13 protein-coding genes and 1 pseudogene are annotated in these 13,017 nt (G+C 70.4%); 3 read left to right on the forward strand and 11 right to left on the reverse strand.

Annotated elements, in window-relative coordinates:
- Window positions 1-108: 108 nt before the first annotated feature.
- On the reverse strand, window positions 109-1,512 hold the full coding sequence (locus ACHMXE_RS03675; RefSeq protein WP_395346899.1) for a PLP-dependent aminotransferase family protein: 1,404 nt from the start codon (window positions 1,510-1,512) through the stop codon (window positions 109-111).
- A gap of 72 nt (window positions 1,513-1,584) precedes the next feature.
- On the opposite strand from ACHMXE_RS03675, the gene norR reads away from it, so the two are divergent.
- Window positions 1,585-3,153 (forward strand): nitric oxide reductase transcriptional regulator NorR, encoded by a 1,569-nt coding sequence (gene norR / locus ACHMXE_RS03680; protein ID WP_395346900.1) that lies wholly within the window; start codon window positions 1,585-1,587, stop codon window positions 3,151-3,153.
- Window positions 3,154-3,165: 12 nt separating this feature from the next.
- On the opposite strand, the pseudogene hmpA reads toward norR, so the two are convergent.
- From hmpA to ACHMXE_RS03720, 8 genes and pseudogenes are all read right to left on the reverse strand, one after another.
- Window positions 3,166-4,354 (reverse strand): annotated as a pseudogene (gene hmpA / locus ACHMXE_RS03685) (NO-inducible flavohemoprotein).
- A 183-nt stretch (window positions 4,355-4,537) separates the two neighbouring features.
- Window positions 4,538-5,353 carry a GntR family transcriptional regulator gene (locus tag ACHMXE_RS03690; protein WP_395346901.1) on the reverse strand — a complete coding sequence of 272 codons (816 nt, stop codon included), beginning with the start codon at window positions 5,351-5,353 and terminating at the stop codon, window positions 4,538-4,540.
- Between the two features lie 40 nt (window positions 5,354-5,393).
- A complete protein-coding gene (locus ACHMXE_RS03695; protein WP_395346902.1) occupies window positions 5,394-5,933 on the reverse strand; it encodes a nucleoside deaminase in 540 nt (179 codons plus the stop codon).
- A 24-nt stretch (window positions 5,934-5,957) separates the two neighbouring features.
- Window positions 5,958-7,058: an ABC transporter ATP-binding protein gene (locus ACHMXE_RS03700; protein ID WP_395346903.1), complete on the reverse strand. Its 1,101-nt coding sequence runs from the start codon at window positions 7,056-7,058 to the stop codon at window positions 5,958-5,960.
- A 7-nt stretch (window positions 7,059-7,065) separates the two neighbouring features.
- The gene (locus ACHMXE_RS03705) at window positions 7,066-7,371 is read right to left on the reverse strand and encodes an ABC transporter permease (protein ID WP_395346904.1); all 306 of its coding nucleotides are present in this window, start codon (window positions 7,369-7,371) and stop codon (window positions 7,066-7,068) included.
- Window positions 7,372-7,383: 12 nt separating this feature from the next.
- Window positions 7,384-7,896 carry an ABC transporter permease gene (locus ACHMXE_RS03710; RefSeq protein WP_395346905.1) on the reverse strand — a complete coding sequence of 171 codons (513 nt, stop codon included), beginning with the start codon at window positions 7,894-7,896 and terminating at the stop codon, window positions 7,384-7,386.
- Window positions 7,893-8,804 carry an ABC transporter permease gene (locus ACHMXE_RS03715; RefSeq protein ID WP_395346906.1) on the reverse strand — a complete coding sequence of 304 codons (912 nt, stop codon included), beginning with the start codon at window positions 8,802-8,804 and terminating at the stop codon, window positions 7,893-7,895. Before ACHMXE_RS03715 ends, ACHMXE_RS03710 begins: the two co-directional genes overlap by 4 nt.
- Before the next feature lie 11 nt (window positions 8,805-8,815).
- Window positions 8,816-9,952, reverse strand: coding sequence for a PotD/PotF family extracellular solute-binding protein (locus ACHMXE_RS03720; RefSeq protein ID WP_395346907.1), 1,137 nt, complete (start codon window positions 9,950-9,952; stop codon window positions 8,816-8,818).
- Between the two features lie 246 nt (window positions 9,953-10,198).
- Between ACHMXE_RS03720 and ACHMXE_RS03725 the strand changes: the two genes are divergently transcribed.
- Together ACHMXE_RS03725 and ACHMXE_RS03730 are read left to right on the forward strand one after the other, a co-directional pair.
- Window positions 10,199-10,825: a flavin reductase family protein gene (locus ACHMXE_RS03725; protein ID WP_395346908.1), complete on the forward strand. Its 627-nt coding sequence runs from the start codon at window positions 10,199-10,201 to the stop codon at window positions 10,823-10,825.
- A 61-nt stretch (window positions 10,826-10,886) separates the two neighbouring features.
- On the forward strand, window positions 10,887-12,029 hold the full coding sequence (locus tag ACHMXE_RS03730) for an ABC transporter substrate-binding protein (protein ID WP_395346909.1): 1,143 nt from the start codon (window positions 10,887-10,889) through the stop codon (window positions 12,027-12,029).
- Window positions 12,030-12,038: 9 nt separating this feature from the next.
- Here the strand turns inward: ACHMXE_RS03730 and ACHMXE_RS03735 are convergent, their stop codons facing one another.
- A complete protein-coding gene (locus ACHMXE_RS03735; RefSeq protein ID WP_057589938.1) occupies window positions 12,039-12,446 on the reverse strand; it encodes a VOC family protein in 408 nt (135 codons plus the stop codon).
- Window positions 12,443-12,943, reverse strand: a complete 501-nt coding sequence (locus tag ACHMXE_RS03740; RefSeq protein ID WP_395346910.1) for a helix-turn-helix transcriptional regulator — start codon at window positions 12,941-12,943, stop codon at window positions 12,443-12,445. Before ACHMXE_RS03740 ends, ACHMXE_RS03735 begins: the two co-directional genes overlap by 4 nt.
- Window positions 12,944-13,017: the final 74 nt, after the last annotated feature.

A 13,017-nucleotide genomic window follows, 5' to 3' on the forward strand; every position in this document is an offset into this window, starting at 1 on the left:
TCGGATGCGGATGCTTTGGAGCCTCCAGCTTAGGCAGCCGATGGTCCGGCGCACAGTGCCAAGAATCGGTGGATCGGATGGACCATCGCGGCCCACCACGAGGCGCACTCAGCCTTGCCGCACCAGCGCCAGCAGCCGCGCGCAGGTCTCGGCCGCGATCTCCACGCGCAGGTCCGCCACGCCGAGCAGCAGCCCGGTGTTCTCGGGCCCGGGCCGCGCGTACCACGGCGACAGCGGCACCGGCGTCAGGCCGTGCGCCGCGAGCGACTGCGCCAGCGCCAGGTCCGACACGCCCGGCGCGAGGCGCAGCAGCACGGTCAGGCCCGCGGCGATGTAGGTGGCCGATGCGGCATCGAGGCAGGCGACCAACGCCGCGCGCCGCTGCGCATAGACCTGCCGGGTGCGGCGCAGGTGGCGCAGGAAATGGCCGTCGCGCAGGAAGGCAGCCACCGCCAGCTGCACCAGCGGCGCCGGGGCCGGCGGCACCACCGCCGCATGGCGCGCGAAGCGCTCGACCTGGTCCGCCGGCACGACCAGGAAACCGAGCCGCAGCATCGGGCTGATGGTCTTGCTGAAGGTGCCCACGTGCAGCACGCGCGCGCCGTCGCCCGCGGCCACGAGCGAGGGCGCGGCGCGGGCGCCGAGCTGCAGCTCGCCCAGATAGTCGTCCTCCACCACCCAGGCCCGCGCGCGCTCGGCCCAGGCGAGGATCGCCTGCCGCCGCCGCGCCGACAGCGCCACGCCGAGCGGCGCCTGCTGCCCCGCGGTGACGACGGCCAGCGCCGTATCGGGCGCGCGTGCCACGCCCTCGTCGACCACCAGGCCTTCGGCATCGACCGGCACCGGCACCGGCTCGACGCCGAGCGCCTGCAGACAGCGGCGCGTGGTGGGATAGCCGGGATCCTCGGTCCAGGCCGAGGTGCCGCGCAGCCCGAGCGCCTGCACCGCGAGCGAGAGCGAACCCGCGTAGCCGGTGGTGACGAAGACCTGCGCGGCCGTGCACGGCAGCCCGCGCGCGAGCGAGAGGTAGGCCGCGATCTCGCTGCGCAGCGCGAGCTCGCCGCGCGGGTCGGGATTGATCTGCCGCGCATGCGAGGTGGCGCGCACCGCGCCGGTCATGATCCGCGACCAGACCTTGGCGGGGAACAGGTCCTGCGCCGGATTCGCCATCTGGAAGATGCCCGAGCGGCCAGGGAAGCTCGGGATGGTGCCGCCGGGCGCCGATGGAATCGCCACCGCGTCCCGCGGGCGCGACGGCGGCGGCAGGTGCTCGGCGACGAAGGTGCCGGCCGCGCCCAGCGAGACGATCAGTTGCGCATCGAGCAGCCGCTCGTAGGCCGCGCTCACCGTGCCGCGCGCCACGCCGAGCTGCGAGGCCAGGTCGCGCCACGACGGCAGGCGCGCGCGCGGCGCGAGCCGGCCCTCGCGGATGGCCGCGCGCAGGCCCGCGGCGATCTGTTCGCTGACCGGCTCGCGTGCCGCGCGGTCGATTCGTAGCTGGAGCTTCGACATGGGCGGATGTTAAGCAAGGAGGCCTTGCGGCCGCTGCGTGCATCGGCGCGCCGCGACAATGGCCGCCACCTCATGACGCCTCCCAGCCTGCTCACCGCCCTGCTGCCCCTGATGGCCGATCTGGCCCAGGACCTGCCCGAGGCCGAACGCCATCGCCGCCTGCTCCAGGCCCTGCGCGCCCTGCTGCCCTGCGACGCCACCGCGATGCTGCGGCTCGACGGCGAGTGGCTGGTGCCGCTGGCCGTCGACGGCCTCGGCCGCGACACGCTGGGCCGGCGCTTTCGCGCGAGCGAGCATCCGCGGTTCGCCCAGTTGCTCGAGGCGCCCGGCCCCGTGCGCTTCGCGGCCGACTGCGGCCTGCCCGATCCCTTCGACGGACTGGTCGAAGGCGTGCAGGGCCATCTGCCGGTGCACGACTGCATGGGCTGCGCGCTGCGCGTCGACGGCAGGCCCTGGGGCCTGCTCACGCTCGACGCGCTCGAGGTCGGCCGCTTCTCGCGCGTCGAACTCGATGTGCTCCAGGCCTTCGCGAGCCTCGCGGCCGCCACCGTGGTGGTGGCCGCACGCATGGACGGCCTGGCCGCGCGTGCCGAGGACGAGCGGCTGCGCGCCGACAGCTATGCGCGCGCGGGCGGCCAGGCACCGCGCCAACTGATCGGCCACGGCGCCGCGCACAAGCGGCTGCTCAGGGAGATCGCGCTCGCGGGCCCGAGCGAACTCTGCGTGCTGATCCAGGGCGAGACCGGCGTGGGCAAGGAGCTGGTGGCGCAGGCGCTGCATGCGGCCTCGCCGCGCGCGAAGCGGCCGCTGGTCAGCATCAACTGCGCGGCCCTGCCCGACAACCTGGTCGAGAGCGAACTCTTCGGCCATGTGCGCGGCGCCTTCACCGGCGCGGTGACCGACCGCCGCGGCAAGTTCGAGCTCGCCGACGGGGGCACGCTGTTCCTCGACGAGGTGGCGGAATTGCCGCTGCCCGTGCAGGCCAAGCTGCTGCGCGCGCTGCAGGACGGCCAGATCCAGCGCCTGGGCTCCGACCGCGAGCATCGCGTGGACGTGCGCGTGATCGCCGCGAGCAACCGCAACCTGGCCGACGAGGTGCGCGCGGGCCGTCTGCGCGCCGACTTCTACCACCGGCTCAGCGTCTATCCGCTGCAGGTGCCGCCGCTGCGCGAGCGCGGGCGCGACGTGCTGCCGATCGGCGGCTTCTTCCTCGAGGAGGCGCGCGTGCGCATGGGCCTGGGCGGCGTTCGGCTCGACGCGGGCGCGCAGGCCGCGCTGCTGGCCTACGACTGGCCCGGCAACGTGCGCGAGCTCGAGCACCTGCTGGGCCGCAGCGTGCTCAAGGCGCTGGGCCGGCATGCGCAGCGTCCGCGCATCCTCACGCTGAGTGCCGAGGACCTGGGGCTCGCCAGCCCGCCCGTGGCCCCGCCGAACATCGAGCCCGCGGCAGCGAGCCCCGGCGGCGATGCGGCCAACGCGCAAGCTGGCCTGCGCGAGGCGATGGCGCAGTTCGAACGGACGATGGTGGAGCAGGCGCTCGAGCGCCACGGCTTCAGCTGGGCCGCCGCGGCGCGCGCCTTGCAGGTCGACCCGGCCAACCTCGCGCGCACCGCGAAGCGGCTGGGCGTCGCGCGTCGCTGACCGCGGGGCGATTCACTCGAGCGCCGAAGCCGGCCCGAAGAACTCGAAGCGCGACTGCGCATCGGGCACGCCCCATGCGCGCAACTCGCGCCGCACCTGCTGCATGAAGGGCTTGGGCCCGAGGAAGTAGGCATCGACGTCGCGCGTGTGCGCGGGCAGCCAGGCCGCGAGCTTCTCGCGGTCGAGCCGGCCGACCGCATGCGGACGCGCGGCATCGCTCGTGTCGCTCTCGTCGTAGCAATAGAAGCGGCTCAACCCCGGATGCCGTGACGCCATGCCGTCGATGTGCTCGCGGAACGCATGCACCGCGCCGTTGCGCGCGCAGTGGATGAACACCACCTCGCGCTGCGTGGCCAGTGCCTGCTCGAGCATCGCGAGCGTGGGCGTGATGCCCACGCCGCCGCTGATCAGCACCAGCGGCCGCGCGCTGTCGGCCAGCGTGAACTCGCCCGAGGGCGGCAGCAGCTGCAGCGTGTCGCCCTCGTGCACGTCGTCATGCAGGTGGTTCGAGGCCACGCCGCCGGGCTCGCGCTTCACGCTGATGCGGTAGCTGCGGCCGTTCGGCGCGGCCGACAGCGAATAGTTGCGGCGGATGTCCTTGCCGTCGACCCGCAGGCACAGGCCGATGTACTGGCCCGGCGCGAAGTCCATCAACGGCCCGCCATCGGCCGGTGCGAGATGAAACGAGATCGATCTCCGCGCTCTCGGCCTGCTTGCGCGCCACCGTGAACGCGCGCATGCCGCGCCAGCCGCCCGGCGCCGCGGCCTGCACGTCGTAGAGCTGCTTCTCGGCGCCGATGAGGATGTCGGCGAGCTGCCCGTAGGCGGCGGCCCAGGCATCGATCACCGCGTCGGTCGCGACCTCGGCGCCGAGCACGTCGCGGATGGCGCGCAGCAGGCAGCCGCCGACGATCGGGTAGTGCTCGGGCATCACCTGCAGCGCCACGTGCTTGTTGACGATCTGCGTCGCGAGCGGGCCCATGGCCTCGAGCCGGTCGATGTTCTTCGCGTACATCAGCACGCCGTTGGCCAGCGCGCGCGGCTGGTCGCCCTTGGCCTGGTGGGTCTCGTTGAAGAAGGGCCGCACCTCGGGATGCTCGGCCAGCAGCATCCGGTAGAAGTGGGTGGTGAGCGCCTCGCCGCCCTGCTCGAGCAGGGGCACGGTGGACGAAACGATGGCGCGCTGGGTGGCGGTGAGCATGGGACCTCGGGTTGGTGTTGAAAGACGGGGCTTTCAACGCAACCGGTGTGCCATGCGCAAGGGCCTTTCAAATCAACGGCTTAGCTGCCTTCATGTCGAATCGACTGCCCGATGGTTCGAGTCGATTCGACTGCTCCCGTCGAATCGACCGGGCTCTTCCGCTCGATGTGCGTCCCGCAGCGCCTATCCCTTTTTCCGCGGCCGCCCGCGCCCGCCGCCCTTCGCCTTGGGCGCCAGAACCGCCGCGGCCTCTGCGTCCGGGCCAGCGTCCACCGACGCCGACGCATAGCGCGCCAGCACGTCCCGGATGTCCACGCCCGCGCGAATCGGTGGCAGCGCGCGGTCGGCCACCGCTTCGAGGTGCCGCTGCATCACGTCGGCGGCCGTTGCGAAATCGCCTTTGGCCAGGGCGTCGACGATGTCCGCATGTTCGGTCACGGCGCATTCGCTGGAGTGCGGCCGGCCATAGGTCGCGAGGATCAGCGAGCAACGCGAGACCACCTCGCGCACATAGCGCTCGAGCAGCTGGTTGCCCGTCATCGCGGCGAGCTGCAGATGGAACTCGCCGGCCAGGCGCATCGAGCGCACGGCATCGCGCCCCGAGGCCTGCTGCTCCTTGACGACGTGCGAGCGCAGCGTGGACTCGTGCGCCGCCGAGAGCTTGCCCGACAGCGTCTGCACCACCGTGCGCTCGAGCCCGTTGCGCACCTGGAAGATCTCGCGGCCCTCCTCGAGGCTGGGGTTGGCCACGAAGGCGCCGCGGTTGGGCTTGAGCTCGACCAGGCCTTCGACCGCGAGCCGGCCCAGCGCCTCGCGCGCGATGGTGCGGCTGGCGCCGAAGCTCTCGCCGATCGCGTCCTCGGGCAGGCGCGCGCCGGGCTGGAGGCTCTGCTCGATGATGGCCAGCCGCAGGGCCTCGTGCACGGTCTCGGTCCGCGTGCGGCCGAGCTTGTCGTCGGGAACAGTGGCGGGGCTCGGCGGGCGTCTGGAGGGTGGCACGGGGCTGGGTGTCGCGTGGCGAAAGGATCGGGAAGCGCGATTATTGCGCCCGCGGCCGTGCCGGTGCCCCGCTCAACGGGAGGGTTCGCGGCAGCTTGCGCGGGGCCGCCCAAGCCTCGAGGATCTCTATCGCATCCCACGGCAGGTGCTGCTCGGCGGGCGTCAGGCCCTCGGCGAGCGTGGCACCGGCCACGCGGCGCAGCTCGTCCACGTCGATGGGATGGCGTGCCGCCACGGGCAGCCCCTCGAAGGCCGCGCCCGATTGCACGAGCGTCGCGGCATGGAACAGCCGACGGATGCCCGCCACGCGCATCGCGGCCACGCACATCGCGCATGGCTCGCACGACGAATACAGCTCGCAGTCCGACAGGTCGACGCGGCGCAGCCGCCGGCAGGCATCGCGGATGGCCTCGACCTCGCCATGCGAGGTCGGGTCGAAGTGCGCGACCGAATGGTTGAAGCCCTCGCCGACCACCTGGCCGTCCTTCACGATCACCGCGCCGAAGGGTTCGGTGCCGGGTTTGGCGAGTGCCTGCGCGGACAAGGCCAGCGCCTGCCGCATGAATCTCTCTTCGTACATGTGTGCTCCAGTTTCGAAGGGGCGTCAGGCGTTGCGCGGCAACAGCCACGCATGTTTGGGGTCCCAATGCAGGCTCACGCGCCGGCCCGGCGCGAGCTCGAGCGACTCGATCTCGTGCTGCTGCTTCTGGACCCGGAACTCGTGCCCGCCCGGCAGTTCGATGAAGACCGTCTGCGTGGAGCCGACGAACTCCAGGCCCAGCACGGCGCCCTCGAGGCGCGAAGCCCCCGCGGGTGCCTCGGCCTCCGAGGGCCTGAGCGACACGCGGTCGGCCGCCACCACGAAGCTCACGTCGGCGCCGCGGTCCAGCGCGCGCCGCGCCGGCACCGCGAAGCTGCCGAGCGTGCCATCGACGCGCGCCCAACCTTCGGCATCGAGCGCACCCACCGTGCCGGTCAGCAGGTTGTTGGTGCCGATGAAGTCGGCCACGAAGGGGTTCACCGGCGCGCGGTAGACGTCCTGCGGCGCGCCCACCTGCTGGATGCGGCCCTCGTTCATGATCACGATCCGGTCGGCCAGCGCGAAAGCCTCCGACTGCGCATGCGTCACGTAGACGAAGGTGATGCGCAGCTCGCGGTGCAGCCGCGCGAGCTCGGTCTGCATGCGCACGCGCAGGTGCGCGTCGAGGGCGCTCAGCGGCTCGTCGAGCAGCAGGATCGAGGGCTCGGTGACCAGCGCCCGCGCGATGGCCACGCGCTGGCGCTGGCCGCCCGAGAGCTGCGCGATCTGCCGGTCGCCCATGCCCGCGAGCCCCATGCGGCCGAGCCAGTCGAGCGCGCGCTTGCGCCGCGCCTCGGCGCCCAGCCCCTTCATGCGCAGCGGAAACACCACGTTCTGGGCCACCGTGAGGAAGGGGAACAGCGCCAGGCTCTGCCACACCATCGGCGTGTCGCGCTGGTAGGCCGGCACGTCGCGCATGCTGCGTCCGCCGATCAGGATGTCGCCGGAGCTGGGCTGGTCCAGCCCGGCCAGCAGCCGCAGGGTGGTGGACTTGCCGCAGCCCGAGGGCCCCATGATGGCGACGAACTCGCCGGCCGCGATGTCCAGGTCGATGCCGCGCACGGCGTGGTGGCCCGCGAAGCGCTTGTCGAGCGCGCGCAGCGAAACATAGGCGTCGTTGTTCATCCAGTCCTCACTCGGTTGCGGTGCGCGCGGCCGGTCGTCCGGCCCGCACGCCCATGAAGCGCTGCGCGAGCAGCACCAGCGCCACGCTGACCGCCAGCACCACGGTGCCGATGGCATTGATCTTCGGACTCACCTGGCCCTGCAGCAGGTTGAGGATGCGCACCGGCAAGGTCTCGTGCACGCCGCCGACGAACCAGGCGATCATGAATTCGTCGAACGAGACCGCCGCCGCGAGGAAGAAGGAAGCGATCAGCGACGAACGGCAGAACGGGATCACGACGCGCACCAGGCCCGTGGCGGGTGACGCGCCCATGTTCCAGGCCGCCTACTCCATGTCGGGCCCCAGTTCGCCGAGGCGCAGGCGGATGATCGCCATCGAGAACGAGGTCGCGATCGCCACGTGGCAGGCGACGATGGCCTCGAGCCGGCCGAACAGCCCGATGCGCGACAGGAAGGCCAGCATCGCCATGCCGAGGATGGTGGCCGGCACGGCCGGCGGAATGGCCACCAGCATTGCGAAGGCCGACTTGCCGCGGTAGCGATAGCGGTGGTCGAGGTAGGCGGCCGCGAAGCCGAGCACGGTGGAGAGCACCGCGGTGCCGAGCGCGACCACCAGCGTGTTGACGAAGGCGTCGCGCACCATCTCGTCGTCGAGGATCGCGCGCTGCCACTGCAGGCTGAAGCCGCCCCACGGGATCGTGGGATAGCGGTTCGCGTCGAACGAGAACACGACGATGACCAGCATCGGCGCCGCGATGAAGGCGAACAGCAGGGCCAGCCAGGCGTACTGCGCGGCGCGCGAGATCTTCCTGGCGCGCGCGTGGTCGATGCCGCTCATGCCGCACTCCTCGCGCCCAGGCGCCGGGCCAGCCCTAGCACGAGGCCGAGCAGCGCCAGCATGCAGACGCCGATCACCGAGGCCCGCGGCCATTGCGAACCCGACTTGACGGTGTCGACGATCAGGATCGACAGGGTCGGTGGATTGCTGCCCGTCATGAACACCGGGCTCACGTAGTCGCCGAAAGCCAGCAGGAAGGTGGTCGAGCCCGCGAGCACCAGCGCCGGGCGGATGGCCGGCAGCAGCACGTGGCCCACCACCCGCAGCCGCCTGCAGCCGAGGTTCTCGGCCGCCTCGACCAGCGACGAATCCACGCCGCCGAGCGCAAACACCAGGATCAGCACCGCGACCGGCAGGCTCAGCGTCAGCAGGCCGATCTGCAGCGACAGCGCGCCACCCAGCAAGGGCAGCGCGGGCACGCCGAACGCGCCCAGCAGCGTGTTCGCGAGCCCCTCGGGGCTCAGCACGATCTGCCATGCATAGATGCGCAGGATGTAGCTCGAGAACACCGGCACCAGCAGCGCCGCGATCGCGGCATCGCGCCAGCGCGCGGGCAGCCGGAACGCGATCGTGTAGGCAGCCGGGAATGCGATCGCCAGCACGAGCACCGTGGCCGTGGCCGAGACCACGAGACTGTGCAGCGCGGCCTGGTGGAAGCTCGACGCGCCGAGGATGCGCGTCCAGTTGTCGAGCGACAGCGACGGCTGCAGCTTGAAGGAGCGCACCTGCCAGAAGGTGACGACCACGAGGAACAGCAGCGGCGCCGCGAAGAAGACGAGCTGCCACAGCAGCACGGGCAGGCCGAGCAGCGCCGGCACCGTCCTGGGCGAGGGACCGCGGCGCGCGCTCCCGCGGCCACTGGCGGGCACGGAAGCGATCGCCATCGATGGCGTGGAGGAGGCGTTCATGGTGCGCGCGCTCAGAGGCTCTTGAACTGGCTCCACGCGTCGTTCCAGTCCTCGATCGACTGCTTCGAGGGCAGCTGGCGGAACTGGATCTTCTTGGCCTTGTACTCGTCCATCACGTTCGGCCCCTTGAGCGTCATGCGCAGGATCTCGGCCTCCTTCGGCTTGGTCTCGTTGAGCAGCTTCCAGCCGGCCATCGAGGGAATGCTCTTCTTGTTGTCGGCCTTGGTGGCCATGCGCACCTGGCCTTCGGGCGAGGTCGTGTACTGGATGAACTTGCGCGCGAGGTCGCGCTTGGGCGTGCCCTTGACGATCGACAGCGACTCGGTCCACTGCAGCCCGCCCTCCTCCGGAATGATGGTGTCGACCGGCACGCCGTTCTGGCGCAGCCCGAGCGTGATCCATTCGCCGATGCCGGGCACGAGCTGGGCGCGGCCGTTGGTCATCGACGAGAAGATGTCGGCGATGGTGTAGAAGCCCGAGGCCTGCGGCTTGAGGCTGAAGAGCTTCTTCTTCACGGCCTCGAAGCGTGCCTTGTCGATGTCGAAGGGCGGGCGGTTGCCGTTGGCCAGGCTGATCGAGCCCATCGACGGCAGGTACCAGTCGAACAGACCGACCTTGCCCTTGGCCTTCTCGCTCCACAGCGCCGCGTAAGAGGCCACCTCCTTGGGCGTGAAGGCCTTGGTGTTGTACGACAGGCCCAGGTAGCCGAAGTCCGTCATGACGCCGTAGAGCTTGCCGTCGAACCAGTGCAGCGGGAACTTCTGGAACTCGGGCCAATAGTCCTTGAGCGGATAGTCGGCGGGGTCGAGCGCCTCGATGAAGTCGGCCTCGTGCAGCAGGTGCATGTACTCGGCGTCCGCGAGCACGACATCGAAGCTGCCGGGCGGCGACTGGTTGATGACGGCCATCATCTGGTCGCCGCCCACGTATTCCTTGATGCGCACCTTCACGCCGTGGGCCTTCTCGAAGGCCTCGATCAGGTAGGGATCGGCATTGCCGGGCCAGGACAGATAGTTCAGCACCTGGGGCGACGCCGCCTCGGCCGGGGTCCAGGCCGCGCCGGCGGCCGCGGCACCGGCGGCGAGGCCGGCTTGCAGGAAGGTGCGACGGCTGAGATCGCGCGAGGGCGGAAGCGGGGCTGCGGACATGACGACTCCTTCAGAAAGGGTGGAACATAGATTGCATACGATCCTTTCCGCATGCATCCTTCGTGCCAACAGCCATCGATCCCAAAAATTCTCGAATCCTCCAATGAAACCGCCCGTTTCACCCTGTTTGAGCCACACTCCATGCCGCACAACAATGAGGCCTCGAGAACCATATATCGCACCATTCGCATGCAAACCTTTTAAACAAAGTGCATGCAATCTTTTAAATCATTGATGCTTTCAACCATGGACATCGACTTCCAGACCCTCGACCCCTACGCCCGCTACAAGCTGATGGCGAGCCTCATCGTGCCGCGGCCGATCGCGCTGATCACCACGCTCGAGCCCGAGGGCACGGTCAATGCCGCGCCCTTCAGCATGTTCAACATGGTGGGCGAAGATCCGCCTCTGGTCTTCGTGAGCATCAACCGCCTGCACGACGGGCGCATCAAGGACACGGCCGCCAACATCCTGCGCACCGGCGAATTCGTCGTGCACCTGACCGACGAGGCGATGGCCGAGCAGATGCATGCCTGTGGCGATTCGCTGCCGCGCGGAACCAGCGAGCTCGCGCATGCCGGATTGCATGCAGTCCCGTCGAACAGCGTCGCGCCGCCGCGCATCGCCGAAGCGCCCGTGGCCTTCGAATGCGTGCTGCACGAGACGATGGAAACCGAGAGCCGCTACGTGTTCTTCGGCCGCGTGAAGTGGCTCGCGGTGCGCGACGGGCTCGTGGACGCGCAGCGCTGGCGCGTCCAGTTGCAGGACTACCGGCCCGTGGGGCGTTTCGGCGCGAGCTTCTACGTGGGCACGCAACAGCGCTTCGCGCTCGGCGCCGCGGCCTCGGCGGGCAACGGCATCGACCAGCTCTAGCCGCGGCCACTGCTCGCTGGCGGCGCAAACCCATGTCATAAATCCTCCCTAGCATGGCCGCATGAGCCTGCATCGCCCCAGCCGCCGCCAAGTCCTTCGTGGTGCGACGGCCATGGCCTTCGCGTCGTCCTTCGGCGCCAGCTTCGCCCAGGGTTCCCGCGCCGCCGAACAGCCGCCGGTACGGGTCACGCAGCTCATGGACGTGTCGCCGAGCCAGCAGGCGCTGTCGCGCGACTACGCGACTGGCTTTCGGCTCGCGTTCGCGGAGCTCAAGGCCACGACGGGGCTCAACGTGCAGCTCAAGGCCGTGGAGGTCGGCGACTCGGACGCCGACGCGCAGGCTGCGCTCAAGGCCATCGGCGAGGACAGCGCGCAGGTGGCGCTGGTGGGCACCGTGGGAGAGCGGCTCGCGCTCGCGAGCCTCGTCCATGCGGAAAGCAGCCGCCTCGAGATCGCGCACGTCGCGCCCTGGCTCGCCGATTCGCGCTTCGATGCGAACCCCCATCTGTTCGCCCTGTTCTCATCGCGCGAGGACCAGATCCGGCACGTGCTCAAGAACCTCGCGACCATGGGCGTGGCCAGGATCGGCATCGTGTACCCGACCGCCGCTCACGCCACGGCGCTGCAGCCGGGCATGGCGCAGATCGCGGAACGCCTCAAGCTCGAGGCGCAGGTGCTGACGGCGCCCAAGGGCCGCGACCTCGAATCCTTCGGCGGCCAGCTCCCCGCCAGCACGCCCTACTTCCTGCTGTTCACGGGCGATGCCATCGAGCTGGCCTTGTTCACGCGCGGACTCGCCAAACGGGGCGTGCAGCGCACGGTGGTGTGCTTGTCCGACGTCGACACCAACACCTTCCTGCAACTGAGCCCCGGCAAGGGCGTGCCGATCATCTTCACGCGCGTGGTGCCCGATCCGCGCACCAGCAAGGTGGCGATCGTGCGCAGCTACCGCAACGCGTTGCAGCGCTACTTCGACGAGGAGCCCTCGCCGACCAGCTTCGCGGGCTACCTCGGCGGCCGCTATGCGGGCGCCGTCATCGCCGGCGCGGGCAACGAGCCGGGACGCGCGAAGCTGCTGGCCCAGTTCAAGCGCCGCGCCGCGGTGGACCTCGACGGCTGGCGCTTCGACTACGCGGGCGGTTCGCGCGCCAGCAGCCAGGTCAGCCAGGTCTTGCTGAACAGCAGCGGCAACTTCGTCGGCTGACGGTGGCGCCTACCCGGCGCGCTGGATCATCTTCCACCCGTTGCCCGACGGGTCCCGGAAGCCGGCATCCACGGTGCCGTAGCGCTCCACCGGCTCCTGCGTGAACTCCACGCCCTGGGCGCGCAGCCGTTCGTAGCTCGCGCGGCAGTCGTCGACGCTCAGCACCAGCGGCGGCATCGCGCCCTTGGCCACGATCGCCTGCAGCGCCTGGGCCGTGGCCGCGTCGTGCACCGGCGGCCCGGGCTTGAACAGGCCGAGCTGGAACGCCGGCTGCTCGGGATGCTGCACGGTCAACCAGCGGTAGTCGCCGTTGCCGACATCGGTGTGGACGCGAAAGCCGAGCTTGCCCGCGTAGAAGGCGAGTGCCTCCTCCTGATCGCGCACATACAGACCGACCGTTTCAATACCTTGGCTCATGGAATCTCCTGTGGTTCGGCCTCGTTTGTACCGGCGACGGCCTGGCGGCGCTTCTCCGAAACTGCCGTTTCGAGATGGGGCCGCTGCGAGGCGCTGACGATGCAGGCGGGCACGGGCCCGAAGGCACGCGCCTCGCCCTTGCCGCGCGTGCGCAGCTCGCCCGGGCTGCCGCCCGTGATGTCGCGGAAGGTGCGCCCGAAAGTGCCGAGGCTGGACCAGCCGGTGGCGAAGGCGATGTCGGTGATGGAGAGCTCGGTCTCGCGCAGCAGCGCGCTCGCGCGTTCGATGCGGCGCGTGAGCAGGTAGCGGTGTGGTGGCGTGCCGAAGGCCTGCTTGAACGAGCGCGCGAAGTGGGCCTCGGAAACGCCACTGACCTGCGCCAGCCGCTCGACCGGCCATTCCTCGTGCGAGGCGGCGTCCATGCGATCCTTGGCGCGCAGCAGGCGGCGCAGCAGCGCGGGGTCCTGAAGGGGCTGTGCGGCATCCGCACTTGCCATGGGTGTGTCTCCTACGATGAACATGCCGCCATGCGTCGGCATGCGGCATTGTGTCGCAGGAGCGTGCGAAGGCT

The organism is Variovorax sp. UC122_21, from assembly GCF_044056785.1.
Taxonomy (GTDB): Bacteria; Pseudomonadota; Gammaproteobacteria; order Burkholderiales; family Burkholderiaceae_C; genus Variovorax.

What these genes read in the sequence shown, in the direction of transcription:
- ACHMXE_RS03725 (WP_395346908.1), top strand. Translation starts at nt 10,199, where the DNA reads ATGGACATCGACTTCCAGACCCTCGACCCCTACGCCCGCTACAAGCTG.
- ACHMXE_RS03705 (WP_395346904.1), bottom strand. Translation starts at nt 7,371, where the DNA reads ATGGGCGCGTCACCCGCCACGGGCCTGGTGCGCGTCGTGATCCCGTTC.
- ACHMXE_RS03720 (WP_395346907.1), bottom strand. Translation starts at nt 9,952, where the DNA reads ATGTCCGCAGCCCCGCTTCCGCCCTCGCGCGATCTCAGCCGTCGCACC.
- ACHMXE_RS03695 (WP_395346902.1), bottom strand. Translation starts at nt 5,933, where the DNA reads ATGTACGAAGAGAGATTCATGCGGCAGGCGCTGGCCTTGTCCGCGCAG.
- ACHMXE_RS03700 (WP_395346903.1), bottom strand. Translation starts at nt 7,058, where the DNA reads ATGAACAACGACGCCTATGTTTCGCTGCGCGCGCTCGACAAGCGCTTC.
- ACHMXE_RS03730 (WP_395346909.1), top strand. Translation starts at nt 10,887, where the DNA reads ATGAGCCTGCATCGCCCCAGCCGCCGCCAAGTCCTTCGTGGTGCGACG.
- ACHMXE_RS03675 (WP_395346899.1), bottom strand. Translation starts at nt 1,512, where the DNA reads ATGTCGAAGCTCCAGCTACGAATCGACCGCGCGGCACGCGAGCCGGTC.
- ACHMXE_RS03715 (WP_395346906.1), bottom strand. Translation starts at nt 8,804, where the DNA reads ATGAACGCCTCCTCCACGCCATCGATGGCGATCGCTTCCGTGCCCGCC.
- norR (WP_395346900.1), top strand. Translation starts at nt 1,585, where the DNA reads ATGACGCCTCCCAGCCTGCTCACCGCCCTGCTGCCCCTGATGGCCGAT.
- ACHMXE_RS03740 (WP_395346910.1), bottom strand. Translation starts at nt 12,943, where the DNA reads ATGGCAAGTGCGGATGCCGCACAGCCCCTTCAGGACCCCGCGCTGCTG.
- ACHMXE_RS03710 (WP_395346905.1), bottom strand. Translation starts at nt 7,896, where the DNA reads ATGAGCGGCATCGACCACGCGCGCGCCAGGAAGATCTCGCGCGCCGCG.
- ACHMXE_RS03735 (WP_057589938.1), bottom strand. Translation starts at nt 12,446, where the DNA reads ATGAGCCAAGGTATTGAAACGGTCGGTCTGTATGTGCGCGATCAGGAG.